This window comes from Thalassospira indica (assembly GCF_003403095.1).
GTDB lineage: Bacteria > Pseudomonadota > Alphaproteobacteria > Rhodospirillales > Thalassospiraceae > Thalassospira > Thalassospira indica.
On sequence record NZ_CP031555.1, the window covers coordinates 3,939,485 to 3,958,785 of the forward strand.

General features: G+C 55.5%; 17 protein-coding genes. 12 read left to right on the forward strand and 5 right to left on the reverse strand.

What is annotated here, in order from left to right:
* Nucleotides 1–361: 361 nt before the first annotated feature.
* Nucleotides 362–1,348: an HpcH/HpaI aldolase/citrate lyase family protein gene (locus tag DY252_RS18470; RefSeq protein WP_064789003.1), complete on the forward strand. Its 987-nt coding sequence runs from the start codon at nt 362–364 to the stop codon at nt 1,346–1,348.
* A gap of 55 nt (nt 1,349–1,403) precedes the next feature.
* On the opposite strand, the gene DY252_RS18475 is transcribed toward DY252_RS18470, so the two are convergent.
* Entirely contained in the window at nt 1,404–2,243 is an 840-nt protein-coding gene (locus tag DY252_RS18475; RefSeq protein WP_064789004.1) for an NAD(P)H-dependent oxidoreductase, read from the reverse strand.
* Nucleotides 2,244–2,341: 98 nt separating this feature from the next.
* On the opposite strand from DY252_RS18475, the gene DY252_RS18480 reads away from it, so the two are divergent.
* Complete coding sequence (locus DY252_RS18480; protein WP_064789005.1) at nt 2,342–3,256, forward strand: LysR family transcriptional regulator; 915 nt, start codon at nt 2,342–2,344, stop codon at nt 3,254–3,256.
* Nucleotides 3,257–3,345: 89 nt separating this feature from the next.
* Here the strand turns inward: DY252_RS18480 and DY252_RS18485 are convergent, their stop codons facing one another.
* Nucleotides 3,346–4,368 (reverse strand): zinc-binding alcohol dehydrogenase family protein, encoded by a 1,023-nt coding sequence (locus DY252_RS18485; RefSeq protein ID WP_064789006.1) that lies wholly within the window; start codon nt 4,366–4,368, stop codon nt 3,346–3,348.
* 179 nt (nt 4,369–4,547) lie between these two features.
* Between DY252_RS18485 and DY252_RS18490 the strand changes: the two genes are divergently transcribed.
* Nucleotides 4,548–4,916, forward strand: a complete 369-nt coding sequence (locus DY252_RS18490; protein WP_063087007.1) for a winged helix-turn-helix transcriptional regulator — start codon at nt 4,548–4,550, stop codon at nt 4,914–4,916.
* Here DY252_RS18490 and DY252_RS18495 read toward each other — a convergent pair whose 3' ends face one another.
* Entirely contained in the window at nt 4,917–5,411 is a 495-nt protein-coding gene (locus DY252_RS18495; RefSeq protein ID WP_064789007.1) for a GNAT family N-acetyltransferase, read from the reverse strand.
* Between the two features lie 162 nt (nt 5,412–5,573).
* On the opposite strand from DY252_RS18495, the gene DY252_RS18500 reads away from it, so the two are divergent.
* The 7 genes from DY252_RS18500 (at nt 5,574) to DY252_RS18530 (ending at nt 15,133) form a co-directional block, all read left to right on the forward strand.
* A complete protein-coding gene (locus DY252_RS18500; protein ID WP_008890050.1) occupies nt 5,574–6,530 on the forward strand; it encodes an acetyl-CoA carboxylase carboxyltransferase subunit alpha in 957 nt (318 codons plus the stop codon).
* 126 nt (nt 6,531–6,656) lie between these two features.
* Nucleotides 6,657–7,493: an ion transporter gene (locus tag DY252_RS18505; RefSeq protein ID WP_008890049.1), complete on the forward strand. Its 837-nt coding sequence runs from the start codon at nt 6,657–6,659 to the stop codon at nt 7,491–7,493.
* A gap of 113 nt (nt 7,494–7,606) precedes the next feature.
* Nucleotides 7,607–8,386 carry an MBL fold metallo-hydrolase gene (locus tag DY252_RS18510; protein WP_064789008.1) on the forward strand — a complete coding sequence of 260 codons (780 nt, stop codon included), beginning with the start codon at nt 7,607–7,609 and terminating at the stop codon, nt 8,384–8,386.
* A gap of 107 nt (nt 8,387–8,493) precedes the next feature.
* A complete protein-coding gene (locus tag DY252_RS18515) occupies nt 8,494–11,685 on the forward strand; it encodes an ABC transporter transmembrane domain-containing protein (protein ID WP_064789009.1) in 3,192 nt (1,063 codons plus the stop codon).
* A gap of 77 nt (nt 11,686–11,762) precedes the next feature.
* Entirely contained in the window at nt 11,763–12,008 is a 246-nt protein-coding gene (locus tag DY252_RS18520; protein ID WP_064789010.1) for a hypothetical protein, read from the forward strand.
* A 180-nt stretch (nt 12,009–12,188) separates the two neighbouring features.
* Nucleotides 12,189–13,676 carry an NAD-dependent succinate-semialdehyde dehydrogenase gene (locus DY252_RS18525; protein WP_064789011.1) on the forward strand — a complete coding sequence of 496 codons (1,488 nt, stop codon included), beginning with the start codon at nt 12,189–12,191 and terminating at the stop codon, nt 13,674–13,676.
* A gap of 56 nt (nt 13,677–13,732) precedes the next feature.
* On the forward strand, nt 13,733–15,133 hold the full coding sequence (locus DY252_RS18530; RefSeq protein WP_064789012.1) for an aspartate aminotransferase family protein: 1,401 nt from the start codon (nt 13,733–13,735) through the stop codon (nt 15,131–15,133).
* A gap of 162 nt (nt 15,134–15,295) precedes the next feature.
* Here DY252_RS18530 and DY252_RS18535 read toward each other — a convergent pair whose 3' ends face one another.
* Nucleotides 15,296–15,721: a hypothetical protein gene (locus DY252_RS18535; protein WP_129542771.1), complete on the reverse strand. Its 426-nt coding sequence runs from the start codon at nt 15,719–15,721 to the stop codon at nt 15,296–15,298.
* 187 nt (nt 15,722–15,908) lie between these two features.
* Nucleotides 15,909–16,928 carry a TRAP transporter substrate-binding protein gene (locus DY252_RS18540; protein ID WP_008890042.1) on the reverse strand — a complete coding sequence of 340 codons (1,020 nt, stop codon included), beginning with the start codon at nt 16,926–16,928 and terminating at the stop codon, nt 15,909–15,911.
* Nucleotides 16,929–17,155: 227 nt separating this feature from the next.
* Here DY252_RS18540 and ehuR point away from each other — a divergent pair, with 227 nt between their 5' ends.
* Both ehuR and DY252_RS18550 read left to right on the forward strand, forming a co-directional pair.
* On the forward strand, nt 17,156–18,553 hold the full coding sequence (gene ehuR / locus DY252_RS18545) for a MocR-like ectoine utilization transcription factor EhuR (protein ID WP_064789013.1): 1,398 nt from the start codon (nt 17,156–17,158) through the stop codon (nt 18,551–18,553).
* A 154-nt stretch (nt 18,554–18,707) separates the two neighbouring features.
* Entirely contained in the window at nt 18,708–19,292 is a 585-nt protein-coding gene (locus tag DY252_RS18550) for a TRAP transporter small permease (protein WP_064789014.1), read from the forward strand.
* Nucleotides 19,293–19,301 lie beyond the last annotated feature (9 nt).

The following is a 19,301-nucleotide window of genomic DNA, read 5'->3' on the forward strand; positions in this document are numbered from 1 at the left end:
GTCTAAGGGCCCGCAACCGATGGCGTTCCCGGTATCGCCGGTAATCTAACGACAGTCCGGTTAAGGGGCTATTGCTTTATCCGGCTTATCTCGAGTTTTTCTGATTTACGGATCGCGTGCGCCAAAAGCACTAGAGACATAAGTGTTTTAAAACTTGCCACCATTCGCATCCGCACCCTAAATTACCCACAGGTTTACTGCGACGCACAATGATCGCAGGCCACATAACTGTCACGGCGGCCACGGTACGATCCCGAAAACGGGACGCATGAATACGCCACATGCCTCGCGCGATGATCGATTGATGATCCATCGCCTGCGATGCACTGATTGAAATGACAGGTTCTGGAGAAACGTTACCATGAGCTTCACCACACCGACCCCGGCCCCGGCACGCCTGAACCGGTCCGAACTTGCCGTTCCCGGCAGCCGGATCGAACTGTTTGAAAAGGCTGCCAAATCCAAGGCCGATGCCATTTTCCTTGATCTGGAAGACGCGGTTGCGCCCAGTGACAAGGAACAGGCGCGCAAAAACATCATCCAGGCCATCAACGATATCGACTGGGGCGACAAGGTCCTGTCCGTGCGCATCAACGGTCTTGATACCCATTACATGTATCGTGACGTCGTCGATGTCCTTGAACAGGCAGGTGACCGGCTTGACCTGATCATGATCCCCAAGGTCGGAACCGCGGCCGACGTTTACGCCCTTGATATGATGGCAACCCAGATTGAAACCGCCAAGGGCCGCAAGAAACGCATCGGCTTTGAACTGATCATTGAAACCGCCCTTGGCATGCAAAATATCCACGAAATTGCCGCGGGCTCCCCGCGCAATGAAAGCCTGCATTTCGGGGTGGCCGATTACGCGGCCTCGACCAAGGCGATGACCACCGGCATTGGCGGCCCGAACCCGCATTATGGTGTTCTGACCGACAAGGATGGCGACAATCCGCGTGACTATCACTGGGGTGATATGTGGCACTATGCCATTGCCCGCATGGTGGTCGCGGCCCGCGCCAATGGCCTGCGTCCGATTGATGGTCCGTTTGGGGATTTCTCCGATCCGGATGGCTACCGCGCGCAGGCGGCCCGCGCCATGGTGCTGGGTTGCGAGGGCAAATGGGCGATCCACCCAAGCCAGATCACGCTGGCCAACGAGGTCTATTCGCCTTCTGATGCCGAAGTCACCAAGGCCAAGCGCATCCTCGAAGCGATGGAAAAGGCTCAGTCCGAAGGGGCCGGTGCCGTCGCCCTTGATGGTCGTCTGATTGATATCGCATCCATCAAACAGGCCGAAGTCATGGTCCGTCAGGCCGAAGCCATCGCCGCACGCGACGCGGGCTAGGCATAGAACGCCAACAAAATGACAAAGGGCCGGATTTCATCTCCGGCCCTTTTTTCTAGGACGCAAGCCGCCTTGTTTGCCGTACCTGCCCGCGAAGGACTTCTTGGGGATCGCCTTCACGCACCAGATGCATGTTGATGCCATCTGAACCACCACCGAGTTCCGGCTTCAGGCGCTGTTTACCATCATAGTGCCCCCCATTCTGAGCGCGATACGGGATCGGATCATCGATAAACAGACGCGCAAGACGCCCCTTGAACGCGGTCTTCACTTCTGCCCACCCGTCCTCATCCATGCGATCGGCGCTATAAACGGGAAATGGCAGCATGACATCCATACCGGGATAGAAAAGCGCACCGTGCTGGATCGGCCACAACACATCATCGATGCTGCCATTCACGCCACGGTCACTGTAATGCGGCAAATGTCCGCCAATCGGCACAATCAGCATCGCGCGGCGTCCGGCAAGCGTGCCTTCGCCATATCGATCGCCCCAGTGCGTCTCACTATGTTCGCCCACACCATAGGCAAAGCCATAGGCAAACACCCGATCAAACCAGCCTTTCAGGATGGCGGGCATGCCAAACCACCACAGTGGAAAGCTGAACAAAACCGCGTCCGCCCACAGAAGTTTGTCCTGTTCGGCGGCGATATCTGCCGTCTGAAAGCCGGACGCATAGGCATTTTTGGACTCAGCCACATAGATCAGCCGATCAGGATCGCGACGTTCGGTGAAATCGTGCGCATCAGCCAACGGCTTCCACCCCATGGCATACAGATCAGAAACCTTCACGGCGTGGCCATCAGCACGCAGCGTTTCAACCGCAACATCCTTTAATGCGCTGGTCAGGGATGCGGGTTCGGGATGGGCATGGACAATCAAGACATTCGACATTGGGGCGTCCTTTCCAAAAGGGGATCACGTTCGATGCGTGATCATGGCCTGATGTTCTGCTATCCTTGAAATTCAATAATTTTTGATCTGGTATAAATATGACAGATATCAGCAAGCTTGACCTGAACCTGCTGGTGACACTCGACACGCTGCTGGCCGAACGCAATGTCACGCATGCAGCAAGGCGGCTGAACCTGAGCCAGCCGGCGATTTCAACACGGCTGACGCGCCTGCGTGATTTGCTGGGGGATCCATTATTACTGCCCGCACAGCGGGGCATGATCCCCACCGAACGCGCACTTGAACTGCAAGAACCGCTGCATCAGGCACTGGAAGCTGTCCGCCGGGTCGTTGCGGAAAACAGTCCGTTTGATCCATCAACAATCACCGCCACCATTGCCATTGCCGCCAGTGACTATGTGCAATACGCGATCCTGATGCCGCTTCTTGACGTTTTGCGGCGTGATGCGCCGGGGATCAAGGTCGCCTGGCGCACGATTGATACGTCCATGCTTGATATCCAGATGGCGCGCGGTGATGTCAGCCTTGCGCTTTCAACGCCTGAAACCGCGCCAGAAACGCTTCGGATGCGTAAAATCTATCGCGAGGAATATGTCGCAATCGCCAGATGCGATCATCCAGCAATCAACGCGCCACTTGATCTTGATAGCTTTTGTGCACTTGACCATGTGGTTGTGTCCCCCGAAGGCGGCGGCTTTAAGGGGCCTGCGGATGATGCCCTTGCAGCACTTGGACGCAAACGCAATGTCGCCCTGTCTGCACCGGGGTTTCTTGTTGTCCCCGAAATCGTCGCACGCAGCAATATGATCGCCCTTGTGCCCAGGCGGGTTGCCCACGGTCGCACCGGTCAGATCCAGATATTTGATCCCCCGGTGCCCGTTACCGGTTTTGACATGGCGCTGATCTGGCATGACCGCACCACCACCCATCCCCTGTATCGCTGGCTCCGCGATCAGATCACAGCATTGATCGCAGATGCCTCCGCCGACTAGGGCCTGAACCCACAACAAAAAAGGCCGACCCGCGACATTCACGCGGATCGGCCCGTAATTCTGATGCCTGTTATTTTATGGCACTGCGATCAGTCGGCAATGCCATCGAAGATGATCTTGCCAATGGCCTTGCCACTTTCCAGCAATGCATGCGCTTTTTGCAGGCTTTCCGGTGACAGCGCGCCAAAGCTTTCATTCGCGGTATTGGTGATGGTGCCCTCATCAACCAACTGGGCCACCGTCGCAAGAAGCTTGTGCTGTTCAATCATGTCAGCCGTCTGGAACATCGAACGGGTAAACATGAACTCGTAGGAGAAGCTCGCCGACTTGGCTTTCAGAAGATCAACATTGTGATTTTCCTGGGCCTCGGTGATCGTGACGATCCGGCCTTGCGGCGCGATGACAGTCGCCATCACATCAAAATACTGATCGGTTTCCGACGTGCAGAAAATGTAATCAACATTGGCAACATCAATCGCCGCCAGTTCTTCATCCAGCGGATTGCGATGGTTGATCACCTGATCCGCGCCAAGCTTTTTGACCCACGCAATGGTTTCCGGGCGTGATGCGGTCGTGATGACTTTAAGACCGGCAAGCTTGGCCAACTGAATGGCAATCGATCCAACACCACCGGCACCGCCAATGATCAGGATCGTTTTGTTTGCATTGGCGTCAACCGCCTTGCGATCAATCAGAAGGCGATCAAACATCGCTTCCCAAGCGGTAATCGTCGTCAATGGCAGGGCTGCTGCGGCGGCGAAATCAAGTGACTTCGGCTTGGGCGCAACAATGCGTTCATCAACAAGTTGCAGCTGGGCATTGGACCCCGACCGGGTCACATCCCCGGCATACCAGACTTCATCGCCCGGACGGAAAAGGGTGACGTCTTCGCCAACAGCCTCGACCACACCGGCCGCATCCCAACCAAGCACCTTGAAGGCACCGTCATCCTGCTTGCCCTTGCGGACTTTGAAATCGACCGGGTTCACCGCAACGCCCTTTACCCGCACAAGGATATCGTGACCCTCGGCAACCGGGGCATCGGTTTCGATCTGGGTGAACAGGCCGTCGGTTTCGACCGGGGCAGATTTATAAATACCAATGGCTTTCATCTTTGGCATTTCCTTCCATCAAAGGTTTGATTTGTGAATGGCCAAGTTTTAACGCATAATCCTCTTTGAAATAAGTACGCACAATTTCAGCATATAGTATCAATTTGTATACTATTGCGGATTTCCCGGCATTACAGGCACATTCCCGGTACCGGTCCTTGCTGATTTGGAGGTTGAAGATGAATAGCTGCCCACCCAACAGAAGCCCCGGCTGCCCGGTTGAAGGTGCGCTTGATATGATTGGCGGCAAGTGGAAGGGCGTTGTGATGTTCCATCTGCTTGATGGCACGAAACGCTTTAACGAGCTGCGCCGTCTGATGCCCGGCGTCACCCAGCGCATGCTGACCCGTCAGCTCCGCGAACTTGAAACCGACGGGCTTGTACATCGTGAAGTCTATGCCGAAGTCCCGCCGCGCGTTGAATACAGCCTGACCCAAAAGGGTGAAACGCTGCGCGGCATTATTCTGGCCTTAAAGGACTGGGGCGAAACCCATGTTCCGTATTATGCGATGTCAAAACGCCCGATGCCTGAAAGTGAACCCGCCTGATCAGATTTGCCGCAAGTCACGTGCCATTTTCCAGAATGTCGTTCTGTCATATCCGTCATGAACACCTTCGCCGGCAATCGCAAACCCGCGTGATTTGAAGAACCCGATATTGTCTTCAAGTTCGATACGAACACTAAGCCGCATATACTGCTTGCCGCGATCACGCGCAAACGCGCAGGCCGCCTCGACCAATACCTTGCCGATGCCAGATCCCTTGACCTCCGGGTCAACCGAAAGCTTGTAAAGATAGGCGTCCTTGCCGACATCCTCGATCCAGATTTGGCCGATGATGTTGCCATTGCCATCCCGGGCGACAAACAGCGTGTCACGCGCAAAACGCCATTGCAGTTCGGAAACCGAAACCGATTTGGCCGAACTCGGTGGATCGACAATATCGTCCTGAAAGGCAAAGGCTGCCAAAAGAATTTCAACAAGCCGCTCGAACGAAACTTCGTCCGGGGCGTTGATGTGTGTGATCTCGATACTGGACGTCATGGGGTTCCACGTGCAAACTGTCGGGCGTAATGAATGTATGAACACTACGCCATAATTATTACGTAAACGGAAAATATGGACTGTTCATAGCTCCGCCCTTGACGTGGCGGGTCGATATACTATGTTCCGCCCCATTGTTTCCCAGTCGGATATGATGCCCTGATGCATAACTTCCTCGATTTTGAAAAGCCGATCGCCGAACTTGAAGGCAAGATCGAAGAGCTCCGTCATTTGACGGGCAGTGACGAAGTCAACATCGCAGACGAGGTTTCCCGCCTGCAGGAAAAGCTGACCAAGCTTTTGCAAGGCACCTATGGCAAGCTGACCCCCTGGCAGAAAACCCAGGTGGCGCGCCATCCTGATCGTCCGCATTTCACCGACTATATCGCCAACCTGTTTGACGATTTCACCCCGCTTTCCGGTGACCGTCAGTTTGGCGAAGACGCCGCAATCATCGGTGGTTTCGGTCGTTTGCAGGGCCGCACGGTGATGGTGATCGGCCATGAAAAAGGCCGCGATACCGAAACCCGTGTGAAACACAATTTCGGTTCCGCCCGCCCCGAAGGCTACCGCAAGGCGATCCGCCTGATGCGCATGGCTGAGCGTTTCAACATCCCGGTTGTCACCCTTGTTGATACTGCTGGTGCCTTCCCGGGTGCCGACGCAGAGGCACGTGGCCAGTCCGAAGCCATCGCACGTTCGATCGAAGCCTGCCTTGATATCAAGGTGCCGCTGGTGTCCGTCATCATCGGCGAAGGTGGATCGGGTGGTGCGATTGCGCTTGCGGTTGCCAACAACGTTCTGATGCTTGAAAACTCGATTTATTCGGTGATCTCGCCAGAAGGTTGCGCATCCATTCTGTGGCGTTCTGGCGACGAAGCCAAAACCGCCGCCGAGGCGCTCCGTCTTACCGCACAGGATCTGTTGCAGCTTGGCGTGATCGACGAAATCGTGCCAGAACCGCTTGGTGGCGCACAGCGCGATGCCAAGGAAGCCTGCAAACGGGTTGGCAAAGCGATCATCAAGGCACTTGAAAGCATGGACGATGTCGAAGGTGGCGTGCTGAAGGCGCGCCGTCGTGACAAGTTCCTTGAAATGGGCCGCAAGGGCCTGAACTGATTTTCCATTCAGGGCGCAGACCATCGTGATTGATGCTGCGCCCTGTTGTCATTTTCCGGCGCAGTCTGTCCGTCGGTTATATCCGGCAAAATGAAGCGCCCTTTTCCGGCCTGGTCGGGAGGCACCATGAATTTTCTTCGCCGGATTGTTGAATCCAATCGCTTTCAAAATTTCATCACCGCCGTCATTGCGATTAACGCCATCATCCTCGGGCTTGAAACTTCCCCGACCGTGATGAATGCGGCGGGGTCGGTGCTGCATGTGCTCGATCAGGTGGCGGTGGCGATTTTTGTCATCGAACTGGTGATGAAACTTGCGCTCTATCGGCTGGCCTTCTTCAAGCGCGCCTGGAATGTCTTTGATTTCACCATTGTTGCCATCACCCTGATGCCGGCGGGCCAGGGCGTCTCTGTCCTGCGTGCGCTGCGTATCCTGCGTGCCTTCCGCCTGATTTCGACTGTGCCCTCCATGCGCAAGGTGGTCGAAGCCCTGATGCGCGCCATTCCCGGCATGATTTCCGTCCTGACATTGCTGTCTCTGGTGTTTTATGTCTCGGCCGTGATGGCAACCAAGCTGTTTGGCGAAGGCTTCCCCGACTGGTTTGGCACGATTGGCGAATCACTTTATTCGCTGTTCCAGATCATGACGCTGGAAAGCTGGTCGATGGGCATTGTCCGGCCGGTGATGGAGTCTTACCCGCTGGCGTGGCTTTTCTTCGTGCCGTTCATTCTGGTGACGACATTTGCCGTCCTGAACCTGTTTATCGCGATTGTGGTTGATGCAATGTCGACACATGTCGATGTTGAAGAAACCCAGACACGTGATGTGATCGAACTCGATCACCAGGAAATCATGACCGAACTGCGCGCTCTGCGTAGTGAAATGAGCAAACTTGCCAACGCCCGGAACGACCATCCACAAGACGTCCCGTCCGATCAAAACAAGACATCAACACCCTCCTGAACAGTCGGTCAGGCCAGGCTTGCCGGGAAAATTGAGCGGTTACTCATAAAAAGGGGGTGGTTAAACGCCCCGAACCTCGTCTAATCTTTCGACAAATATCGGGAGATCGGGGAATGAAGCTAACGTTTGCGGGGACAGGATCGGCCTTTTGTATGGCCGCTGACAATTTTCAGAGCAACATGGTTCTGGAAACGACCCCGTCGGGCAATGACCAACCACAGCGCCTGCTGATTGACTGCGGTTCAGACGCGCGCCATTCGCTGCGCAACATTGGTCACATGCCAAACGACATTCATGGTGTCTATGTCAGCCATCTGCATTCGGACCATATCGGTGGGCTCGAATGGATGGCGCTTGCCAATTATTTCGTCTTCGAAGGCCACCGGGCGGAACTGTATGCGGTCGACGAACTGCTGGAACCGCTGTGGGAGCACTCATTGCGAGGCGGCCTTGAAATCAGCGACCACGGCAACAGCAAACTGTCGTCCTATTTCGATGTGGTCCCGCTTTCCACCAAGAACGGATTTGACTGGCATGGCATGCATTTCGATGTCATCCCGGTTGCGCATGTGGTGACACCGGAAAGCACGATGTATTCCTATGCCCTGTTCGGTCACGGCCAGAACAAGTCCTTCTTCCTGACAACAGATGCGATTTTCAATCCCGAAGATCATATGCCGTTCTACAAAAAGGCCGACATCATCTTTCAGGATTGTGAACTCGGCCCCCGTCATTCCGGGGTCCATGCCCATTACGACCAACTTGTGACCCTGCCTGCCGAGATCAAGGCGAAGATGTGGCTCTATCACTATCAGGCTTATGATAAACCCGACGCGGTGGCGGACGGTTTCTGTGGGTTCATTGAACCGGAACAAAGTTTTGATCTTGGTTGATCAGACAACCGGCGCATAACCTGCACATTAGGGTCCTGACCCTGCCCAAATATAAAAACGAGCAAACGGAACAAAAATGTTCCACAACCACAAAACGGGACGTGCGAATGCCCAAATCGGTTTTTGCCTATATATGGCGTCATAGCCGCCTCCAGCAGATCATGCTGACATTGGTCACGCTGGCCTCTTTCCCGTTTCTTTATTACTCGCTTGATCTGCCCAAGCAGATCGTCAACGAGGCCATCGGTGGTGCCGGTGCGCCCTATGACATCCTTGGCGTCGATCTGACCCAGATCGAGTATCTGTTCGCCCTCTCGGGCATTTTCCTCGCCCTCGTCTTCGTGAATGGCGGCTTCAAATACTTCATCAACGTCTATCAGGGCGTGATGGCAGAACGCATGCTGCGTCGCATGCGCTACGAGCTTTTTGATCGTGTTCTGCGTTTTCCACTGCCGCATTTCCGCAAGACCAGCCAGGGCGAAATCGTTTCCATGATCACCGCCGAAGCCGAACCTTTGGGCGGCTTCTTTGGCGAGGCCTATGCCCTGCCGCTTTATCAGGGCGGCATTCTGATCACGATTTCGGCCTTTATCTTTATTCAGGATCCTTTGATGGGCCTGGCAGCGATCGCGTTTTATCCGTTGCAGGGCTATCTGATCCCGAAACTGCAACGCCGCGTGAACCTGCTTGGCAAACAGCGCGTTCAGAACGTGCGCCGCATGTCCGAACATATCGGCGAGACGGTTGGTGGTGCGACCGATATCCGTGCCAACGAAACGCAAGGGTTCGAACTGACCCACTTCACCCAGCGTCTGGGCCGGATTTTCGAAATCCGCAAGGAAATCTATTTCCGCAAATTCTTCATCAAGTTCCTGAACAACTTTATCGCCCAGATCACTCCGTTCTTCTTCTACTCTATCGGTGGCTATCTGGTGATTACCGGTGACCTCAGCTTCGGTGCGCTGGTCGCGGCCCTTGCCGCCTACAAGGACATGTCGGCACCGTGGAAAGAGCTTCTCGCCTATTATCAGCGCCTTGCCGATGCCAACATCAAATACGAACAGCTGCACGAACAGTTCGAGCTGCCTGACCTTGCACCGGAACACGAACTGATTGCACCGGTATCGCCAAAACTGGCCGGCCCGCTGGATGTCAGTGCCCTGTCATGGACGGACGAGGACGGCACCCGTGTTGTCGAAAATGTTTCGTTTAATATGGGATTGCCGGGCAAGGCCCTTTTGACCGGTGCATCAGACAGTGGCAAATCGCAACTTGCCCGTCTGATTGCCCATATCATGACCCCGACGGGCGGGCGCATTCAGTTTGCCGATTTTGATGCCACCACCCTTCCGGCTGCGGTGGTCGGGCAACGTCTGGCCTATGTCGGGGCGGATGCGTATCTGTTTAATGGCAGTATTTCCGATAACCTGTTCTATGGCCTGAAACACCGCCCCGTCCTTCTGGAACAGGATAACGATAATTCCGCACCTGACAGTGATGCGGACGCCAAAACCTATCCCGATCCCAAATTTGTCGATGTCGTCGAACTTGCCGATCCAGCCGACCTGCCCTGGAAGCTGACGCGCGAAATGTATGACGAGATCCAGATGTCGGGCAACATCCCATATGATCCGTCTGCCGAGTGGATCGATTATGTCGGACCGGGATTTGAATCGCGCGAAGACATGCAAAAGGAACTGATGCGCCTGCTTGAGGTGGTTGGCCTTGATCGTGATATTTATCGCATTGGCCTGCTGCGCCGCATCAGCCCCGAAGAACGCCCGAACCTTGTTCAATCGGTACTCGATGTCCGTCCGCGTCTTAAGGAAATTCTGGCCGAACGTCAGCTTTCCGACCTTGTCGAACCTTATGATTTCGACAAATACAATGACAACGCGCCGGTCGGCGTGAACATCCTGTTCGGGACACCGTCGCGCACCGAATTCAAGCGGATGGACTTCCTGTCGCATCCCTACATCCAGAAAAGCCTGCGCGAGAGCGGCCTGTATGAAAAGATGATCAAGATGGGGCGTGAAACGCTTGATCTGATGATCGAACTCTTTACCGGCCTGCCGCCGGGGCATGAATTCTTTGACCGTTACAGCTTTGTCTCGGCCGATGAAATGCCCGAGGTGAAGAACATCCTGAAACGTACCGACGGTGTGCGTGTCGATGACATGCGCAAAGAGGACCAGTTGCGTCTTCTCGACGTTGCCATGCAACTGACCCCGGCCCGCCACCGCCTGCGCGTGATTGATGATGATTTCCGCGAACTTGTTCTTCAGGCCCGGCCCAAGTTCCGCGAAAACATGCCCGATGATCTGGCAGGCTATATCGACTTCTTCGAGGCTGATGGCTACGCATCGGCCGCCCCGATCCTTGATAACTTGCTGTTTGGTCGCTTTGCCTATGGCCGTGCAAATTCCGAGGAACGCGTCGGTGAGGTCCTGTTTGAAATCGCCCATGAAGGCGGCCTTTACGAAGGATTAGTGTCCCTAGGCCTTGAAAGTCAGGTCGGGGTTGGCGGCAGCCGCATGTCGCAGACATTGCGTCAGAAAATCGCCCTTGTCCGTGCGCTGATCAAGAACCCGGATCTTCTGGTCGTCGACGAAGGCCTTTCGGCGCTGGATCGCGAAACCCGCGAAAGCATCATCAACTACCTGACGGGCGAAAGTGATCATACCAGTCTGGTTTGGGTCGATGATGATGACCATGCCGGTGAAAAGTTCGATACCTTGCTCTATATGTCGAACGGAAAACTGGTCAAACGCAAAAGCGTTGCCGATGACAGTGAAACAACAACCGAAGAAACCGAAGACGAAGCCGCAGCCGCACTGGCCGCAGGCGACATCGATCAGGAAGTCCGGTTGCTGCGCACGATCCCGCTGTTCGCCGGGCTGGATCCCAGTGTCGTCAAGCTGCTGGCCTTTACCAGCCCGCGCCTGACCTTCAAACATGGCGAGGTTCTCGTCAAACAGGGCGATCCGGGTGATGCCGCCTTTATCGTCATTTCCGGGCGCGGTGAAATCTGGCTGACCACCGATGAACACCAGACACTCAAACTGCGTGACGTTCATGCCAAGGAAGTCATTGGCGAAATCGCCCTGCTTGTCGATGCACCGCGTTCGGCAACCATCCGTGCGGTCGAAGACATGACGGTTCTGAAACTCGACAAGACCGAATTCCTTGGTCTTGTCCGACAGGACCAGGCTGTTTCCAATCAGTTGATCCGTGTTCTGGCCCAGCGGCTTGATCAAACCACCAAACAGCTGACCAACCGCAACAACGACAAGAACTGACAAAACGAACGGACGGAGCTTCCCGGCAACGGGACTCTGTCCATCCTTCTTTTGCCTGACCTTATGAACTGCGCCTTATGAACAAAATCGCCTCCATCCTTCTTGCCGTATTGCTTGGCGTCATCATGCTGGGCGGCTTTATCGCCCTTGTCGGCGGCAGTGTCATCGGTGCACTGGCCTTTGTCATCGGCATCCCGGTCGCCTTTCCGATGACAACAAGCGTCGTGATCTTGTTTTTTGCCGCCATCATCATCCGAACCCTAATTGAAAAGCGCCGCCAGAAACGCGAAATGCGCAAATATCTGGATCGCGCAGAAGACTGATTTTCTGCGCGTTTTGGCGCTCAGCAGAAAAAACATTCGCTTTTTGCCACTCCGCGCCAAAAAAAACGCATCAAATGGCGCCGAGTTCGGTCACCTCCTCTGATCGCATGTTGATACCTTCCTCCCAGTTCAATGACATGCTTCGCGCAAACCGCGCCAAGCTTAAGGAAGGAGGCCACCATGACGGCACAATCAAAGGAACAGCGTTGCGTTTCGCTCAGCCAGCTTTCCGATCTGCGTTTGCTGCGCGAACATGCCTATATTGATGGTCGCTGGTGCTCGGCTGACAACCTTCAGGTGATCGAAGTCACCAACCCGTTTGATGGCAGCTTCATCGGCACCGTTCCGAACATGGGCGTTCACGAAACCCGTAAGGCCATCGCGGCTGCACGGGAAGCCTTCCCGGCCTGGGCCGCCCTTCTGCCCCAGGAACGCAGTGCCGCTTTGCGTCGCTGGCACGATCTTCTGATTGAAAACAAGGAAGACCTCGCCCTTCTGATGACCCTTGAACAGGGCAAGCCGATCAACGAAGCCCGCGGTGAAATTGATTACGCCGCAAGCTTCATCGAATTTTACGCCGAAGAAGCCAAGCGGGTGAATGTCGAAAACATCACATCCCACCTGCCGGGTCGCAACATGTCGATTAAACGCGAACCGATCGGGGTGACTGCCGCCGTTACACCTTGGAACTTCCCGTGTGCGATGATCACGCGTAAGGCCGCGGCTGCCCTGGCAGCCGGTTGCACCATGATTGTACGCCCGGCCACCGAAACGCCGTTCTCGGCAACCGCACTCGCCGAACTGGCCGAACGTGCGGGCATCCCGGCGGGCGTATTTAACATCGTGACCGGTGATCCGAACCCGGTCGTGGGCGAGCTTTGCGGTCATCACGATGTCCGCGCACTATCCTTTACCGGCTCGACCGAGGTTGGCCGTCTTCTGCTGTCGCAAGGTGCTCAGACGATCAAGAAAATGTCGATGGAGCTGGGCGGTCATGCGCCGTTCATCGTCTTTGATGATGTCGATCTGGACGAGGCAGTTGCCCACGCAGTGAACGCAAAATTCGCCACCAGCGGTCAGGACTGTCTGGCGGCCAACCGCATCTTTGTTCAGCGCGACATCTATGACGACTTCCTTGATAAATACGCCAAGGCCATCGCCGATCTGCGGGTTGGCAACGGCATCGAGGAATATGTCGAAATCGGTCCGCTGATGCATGACCGTGCGGTTGCCAAATGCGAAGAACATGTTGCCGATGCGCGCGCCAAGGGTGCCCGTGTTGTCACCGGCGGCAAGAAAATGGGCGGGCTGTTCTTTGCCCCGACCCTGCTTGCCGATGTCACCGACGAGATGAAAATCTTTTCCGAAGAAACCTTTGGTCCGGTCGCCCCCGTCATGGCGTTTGATACCGAGGACGAAGTCGTCGCCAAGGCCAATGACAGCGAATATGGCCTTGCCGCCTATCTGCTGACCAAGGACAACGACCGTGCCGCACGCGTCTCAAACGCCCTTGAATACGGCATGGTTGCGCTGAACTGCGTGAAAATCACCGGTGCACCGATCCCGTTTGGCGGCGTCAAGCAATCGGGTCTGGGCCGCGAAGGATCGCGCCATGGCCTCGAAGAATTTACCGAACTGAAATACGTCTGCGCTGCTTACAAAGCCTAGGTTTTAACCTTGGTGCGCGCAAAAGACATCAACCGCATTCACATGGGAGAATTCAAATGAATGTCATCAAAAACACCACTGCTGATCTGCAGGAAATGGATCGGGCGCATTTCATGCACCCATCCACCCACATGCGTCAGCACGCAGCGGGTGAAACCCCCAACCGCATCATCAATGGCGGCAAGGGCATCTATATCCACGACACCGAAGGCCGCGAAAGCCTTGATGCCTTCGCCGGTCTGTATTGTGTAAACGTTGGTTACGGCCGCACCGAAATTGCCGATGCGATCTATGCGCAGGCAAAGGAACTGGCCTATTACCACACCTATGTCGGGCACGGGAACGAGCCGGTCATTCGTCTGTCGGACCGCATCATCAAAAGCGCGCCCGAAGGCATGCAGCGCGTCTATTACGGCATGTCCGGTTCTGATGCGAACGAAACCAACATCAAGCTGATCTGGTACTACAACAACATCCGCGGTCTGCCGCAGAAAAAGAAAATCATCTCGCGTTGGCGCGGCTATCATGGCTCGGGCATCATGACCGGCAGCCTGACCGGCCTTGCGGCCTTCCACAACGCGTTTGATCTGCCGCGTGCACCGATCCTGCACACCACCTGCCCGCACCACTACTGGAATGCAGAGGCCGGTGAAACCGAGGCAGAATTCGCCAAACGCTGTGCCAATGATCTGGAAAAAATGATCCTGCGCGAAGGTCCGGAAACCGTTGCCGCCTTCATCGGCGAGCCGGTCATGGGCACGGGCGGCATCATCACCCCGCCGGAAGGCTACTGGGAAGCCATTCAGGCTGTCCTGAACAAGTATGACGTTCTTCTGGTCGCCGACGAAGTCGTGACCGCCTTCGGCCGTACCGGGTCCTATTTCGGCTCCCAGCACTATGGCATCAAGCCCGACCTGATCACGATTGCCAAGGGCGTCTCATCGGGCTATCTGCCGCTGTCGGGCGTCATCATTGGCGAACGCGTCTGGAAGGTGCTCGAACAGGGCTCCGATCAGATGGGCCCGATCGGTCATGGCTGGACCTATTCCGCCCATCCTGTCTGCGCGGCTGCTGCCAACGCCAACCTTGATATTGTCGATGGTGAAAACCTGACCGGCAACTCGGCCGACACGGGCGGTTACTTCCAGAAACGCCTGCACGAAACCTTTGACAACCATCCGCTGGTTGGCGAGGCGCGCGGCGTTGGCCTGATGGCCGCTCTTGAATTTGTTGCTGACAAAACCAAGAAGGAACGCTTTGATCCGAATGCGAAAATCGGTCCGCGCGTATCAGCCGCCTGCCTTGAACGTGGCATGATTGCGCGTGCCATGCCGCACGGCGACATCCTTGGCTTCGCCCCGCCGCTTTGCATCACCAAGGCCGAAGTCGACAAGGTTATCGACATCGCCAAACAGGCTGTTGATGCGGTTGCTGACGAAGTTGCTGCTGGCAAATAAGTCAGACTGATATCACTGCGACATCACAAATACCCGCCGCGTCAAACCTTCTTCCCGACGCGGCGGTGCACAGGGGCCGGGCCCATGACCGGCCCCTGTTTTATTTCCACGCGACGATGACCTCACTGCCACGATCTCACTGCCACGGGCGCAAACCCTTGGTTACTGACAGGTCGTCGCAAACTTCCCGGCAGTATCTTTCTTGGACGTCACCGTGCAAGCAGCGGTGACGCTGCCCGATGCATTTATGATCTGAAGTTGGATCTCGGCATTGCCGCCATCTGCTGACGGCCACCAGATCGAACCGGCACCGTCAGAACCAAACAGGTTCAGATAAGGTGCCGCACCCGCATTGGTCACACCGGCAACAACCGTGGCATTCCCGGAATTACTCAGCGCATCCTTTACCGTCACCTTTGCGGAGTCCGGGGATGTTTCGGCCCATTCGCTCGACGAGATCGGCACGCCATTGGGATTGTAAACTTCCGCCTTTGGCGACGACACAAGCGTACCAAGCGCCATCACGGCAAACATGATTGCCGGGAAGATCGCGTCACGGACAGTTTGAAGCAGGTTGAGCATATTCACAGCCAGTTCCTTTCACGTCAGTTTCATCACCACAGTCCGCTTATCGGAAAGGGCACGTATGAGACGCAGAAACGCTGATGTTGTGAGCATCACCGGGATCACAGACCGACCGTTCAAGACAAACAAAAACCCCCGCAGGCACTGCCTGCGGGGGTTTGCGATATCTTATGAAATCGGGAAGTCCCGATTACATGTCGGTACCAAACTCTTCACGAAGCGAGTTCAGCACTTCTTCGGTGTCACCACCGACTTCCTCAACAAGGCTTGCGCCAACGCCTTTGGAAGCTTCCTTGAAGACCGAACGCTGTTCGTCATTCAGACGGATCACTTCGATCTCCGGCTTGGCTTCCTTGATGCGTGCAAGCGCTTCGTCATTGGCCTTTTTCTGGGCTTCATAGATGAAGTCATCCAGTTCGGCCTTTACTTCCGCCAGCATCTCTTTGCGTTCATCCGACAGGCCGTCATAAAAGGCCGCGTTTGAAACCACGGTGGTGGTGTATTGCTGCTGACCGGCATAGATCAGATGGTCGGTCACTTCGTAGAATTTGGCACTTTCAACGAAGAAGATCGGGTTGACCTGTGCATCAATCACGCTGGTCTGAAGACCGGAATAAACTTCACCCCACGGCAGGGCGACCGGATCAGCACCGAAAGATTCATAGGTTTCGATCAGGATCGGCGAGGTCATGACACGGAATTTCACACCATCGAAATCAGCCGGTTTTTCGACCGGTTTCTTGGTGGTCCAGACCATTTCGCCTTCCGGGTACATGGTATAAAGCTTCAGCCCCTTGGACTCGAAGTCCTTGGACAGACCTTCGTAAATGGTCGGGCTCGAAGACAGAACCTTCTTGTTCACCTCGTTATCCTGCGACAGCAGGTAGGGAACGCCAAAGACCTGAATTTCCGGAACGAAAGTCCCCAGGTGACCCGGCGATGCGTTCGAGAACTGAACAGCACCGGCTGCGGTCAGCTCGGTAATGTCGTTCTCGGTGCCAAGCTGACCATAGGTGTAAATGGTTACATTTACGTCGCCATCGGTCTTTTCTTCGACCAGGCGTTTGAATTCCTGAGCGTAAAGGTCCTGAACATCACCCGGGCTCTCTTCGTGGGCGAATTTCCATTCCTCGGCGTGGGCAGCGGTCCCTGCGACGGCAAACAGTGCAGCCGCCGATAGGGTCGCTTTAAGGAGTTTGTTCAGACTCATATCGAAGTCTCCCGTGTTATCGCGCTCAACGATCGGCGCCAACGCTTATGAAGGCACTCGGATCGGAACGCTTAATTTCAACATCACTGTGATGAACGCCCAAAGTTTTGAAATGTTCCTGCATCAGGTCAATGTTAGTTTTGTCTCATGACAAATTAGTCCGAACACCTACACAGAACAGGTCCTCCATGTTACGCTGGCCAAAACATCAGGGTGGAAAGACAATCATGTGGTTACCTGACATCGACCTCAGCGGCGAAACAGGCCCGAAATACAAGGCACTGGTCGAAGCAATCATTACCGATATTGAATCAGGCAGATTGCGCCACGATGTCCGCATGCCAACACACCGTGAACTGGCTTATCGCCTGAAAGTCAGCGTTCAAACCGTCAGTGCCGCCTACAAGGAAGTCGAACGTCAGGGCTATTTGCGGTCCGAACGGCGTCGCGGCACCTTTGTGCAGGCCCGCCTGACCGACCGGGCATCGTCCTTTATCCTCGATAGTCGCCAACCTGATCTGGTTGATCTTTCAATCGTGCGTGCGGCCTATACCGATTTTCACAATGACCTGTCACGCCAGATGCATGCAAAACTGGCCGAAGAACCCCATCACGGCTGGATGGAAAGTTGCCGGCCGGTTGCCGGGTTTGATTATCACCGCGACATCGGGCGCAACTGGCTTTCCGGCATGGGGGTCGATGTTGAAATCCCCAACCTTCTGATCACCAATGGTGCCGCACAAGGCGTCTTTACCGCCCTTTCCACCGTCATTCAGCCCGATGACGTTGTCCTGACCGAAAGCCTTACTGATCATGGTGTGATTGGCTCGGCCAGCATCCTGCGCTTCAAGCTGGGCGCGCTGCCCACCGATGACGAGGGCATCCTGCCCGATGCGTTTGAGCACGAATGCCGCACGCGTCAAATCCGGGCCCTTGTCGTCACCCCGATCTTTACCAATCCGACCAACTGCCTGATGGGGTTGGAACGGCGCAAACGCATCGCCGAAATTGCCGAACATTACGGCGTCTATGTTATCGAGGACGATGTCTATCGCCCGCTGCTCGAAGAAAACCTGCCACCAATCACAAGCTTTTTGCCCAAGCTTGGCTTTCATGTCTCAAGCCTGACCAAGGCGGTTATGCCGGGCCTTCGAACCGGCTTTCTGGCTGTCCCCGCGCATTTGTCGATTCGTGCCAGCAGCGTTTTACGCGTCACCGGATGGATGGGGACTCCATTGATGGCAGAGATCGGCGCACGCTGGATTGCCGATGGCACCGTCGATCAGGCGGTCACGGTCCAGCGCGCCCTGATGCGCGAACGCCAGGCACTGGTTGCCGATATTCTCGGCGATGCGGTTGTGCGCCATCACCCGACATCCCTGTCGGCCTGGGTGCGCATTCCCGAACATTGGCAGGAAGAATGGTTTGCCTCCGAACTGCGCAAAAACGGCGTCGCTGTCACGATTTCCGACCCGTTCATGACCGTCAAGGTGCCCCGGCCAAACGCCATGCGGATCTGTCTTGGCGGTGCCCCGGATACGCCAACGGTCCAGCATGCCCTGATCCAAATTCGCCATACCATGGATCAAATGCCCGGCGTTCACGCCTTCGACGTGATGTATTGATTTTGTGTCATGACAAAAATCTGATTGAACCATCACAAAGCGTTTTTATTCTGACTGAACCGGCGTGAAGCGAACGACAATCCGTGTGGGAGGGAACCAACATCCGCACACAGCGTTCCACAAAAATGTCTCGCACACGCATCAAGGAGGTTCTATGTCAGGTGCAAACGGGGAGGCCCCCGCTCCGAGTGGCGGGGCGTTGGGGATTTTAAGAAAACTCGACCACGGCTTGTCCGTCGTCGAACGACAGCTCCTCGGATGGAGCATCATCATCATGGCGGTGAACACCGTCGCCAATGTGATCATGCGCCTGGGGTTCAGTTCGAGCATCTTCTTTTCCGAAGAGCTCAATCAATTTCTGATCATTCTTGTCACCTTTGTCGGCATCAGCGAGGCCGCCCGCATGGGGCGCCATATCCGCATGTCGGCCTTTACCGATATGCTGGGCCCGCGCGCCAGCAAGGTCATGATGATCTTCATCACGCTTGGCACGGCCTCTCTGCTGTTCCTTCTGGCCTGGTATTCGGTTGATTATGTTTCGTCGCTGATCACATCGAACCGGCTGACCCCGGCCTTGCGCATCCCCTATTACCTGACCGTTCTGATCGTGCCGTTTGGCCTGTGCGTAACCGGCATCCAGTTTGTTCTGGCAGCGTTAACCAACATCCTCAAACCGGGGACGCACCTGTCCTATCAGGTCGAGGATACGTTTGACGACGCCGACGAGCATCATCTGTAAGGGGGAATG

Bases quoted from the DNA above. Each gene is read 5' to 3' on its own strand.
- DY252_RS18525 (WP_064789011.1), top strand. From the start codon at position 12,189: ATGACGGCACAATCAAAGGAACAGCGTTGCGTTTCGCTCAGCCAGCTT.
- DY252_RS18495 (WP_064789007.1), bottom strand. From the start codon at position 5,411: ATGACGTCCAGTATCGAGATCACACACATCAACGCCCCGGACGAAGTT.
- DY252_RS18500 (WP_008890050.1), top strand. From the start codon at position 5,574: ATGCATAACTTCCTCGATTTTGAAAAGCCGATCGCCGAACTTGAAGGC.
- DY252_RS18490 (WP_063087007.1), top strand. From the start codon at position 4,548: ATGAATAGCTGCCCACCCAACAGAAGCCCCGGCTGCCCGGTTGAAGGT.
- DY252_RS18515 (WP_064789009.1), top strand. From the start codon at position 8,494: ATGCCCAAATCGGTTTTTGCCTATATATGGCGTCATAGCCGCCTCCAG.
- DY252_RS18485 (WP_064789006.1), bottom strand. From the start codon at position 4,368: ATGAAAGCCATTGGTATTTATAAATCTGCCCCGGTCGAAACCGACGGC.
- DY252_RS18475 (WP_064789004.1), bottom strand. From the start codon at position 2,243: ATGTCGAATGTCTTGATTGTCCATGCCCATCCCGAACCCGCATCCCTG.
- DY252_RS18530 (WP_064789012.1), top strand. From the start codon at position 13,733: ATGAATGTCATCAAAAACACCACTGCTGATCTGCAGGAAATGGATCGG.
- DY252_RS18470 (WP_064789003.1), top strand. From the start codon at position 362: ATGAGCTTCACCACACCGACCCCGGCCCCGGCACGCCTGAACCGGTCC.
- DY252_RS18480 (WP_064789005.1), top strand. From the start codon at position 2,342: ATGACAGATATCAGCAAGCTTGACCTGAACCTGCTGGTGACACTCGAC.
- ehuR (WP_064789013.1), top strand. From the start codon at position 17,156: ATGTGGTTACCTGACATCGACCTCAGCGGCGAAACAGGCCCGAAATAC.
- DY252_RS18510 (WP_064789008.1), top strand. From the start codon at position 7,607: ATGAAGCTAACGTTTGCGGGGACAGGATCGGCCTTTTGTATGGCCGCT.
- DY252_RS18540 (WP_008890042.1), bottom strand. From the start codon at position 16,928: ATGAGTCTGAACAAACTCCTTAAAGCGACCCTATCGGCGGCTGCACTG.
- DY252_RS18505 (WP_008890049.1), top strand. From the start codon at position 6,657: ATGAATTTTCTTCGCCGGATTGTTGAATCCAATCGCTTTCAAAATTTC.
- DY252_RS18550 (WP_064789014.1), top strand. From the start codon at position 18,708: ATGTCAGGTGCAAACGGGGAGGCCCCCGCTCCGAGTGGCGGGGCGTTG.
- DY252_RS18520 (WP_064789010.1), top strand. From the start codon at position 11,763: ATGAACAAAATCGCCTCCATCCTTCTTGCCGTATTGCTTGGCGTCATC.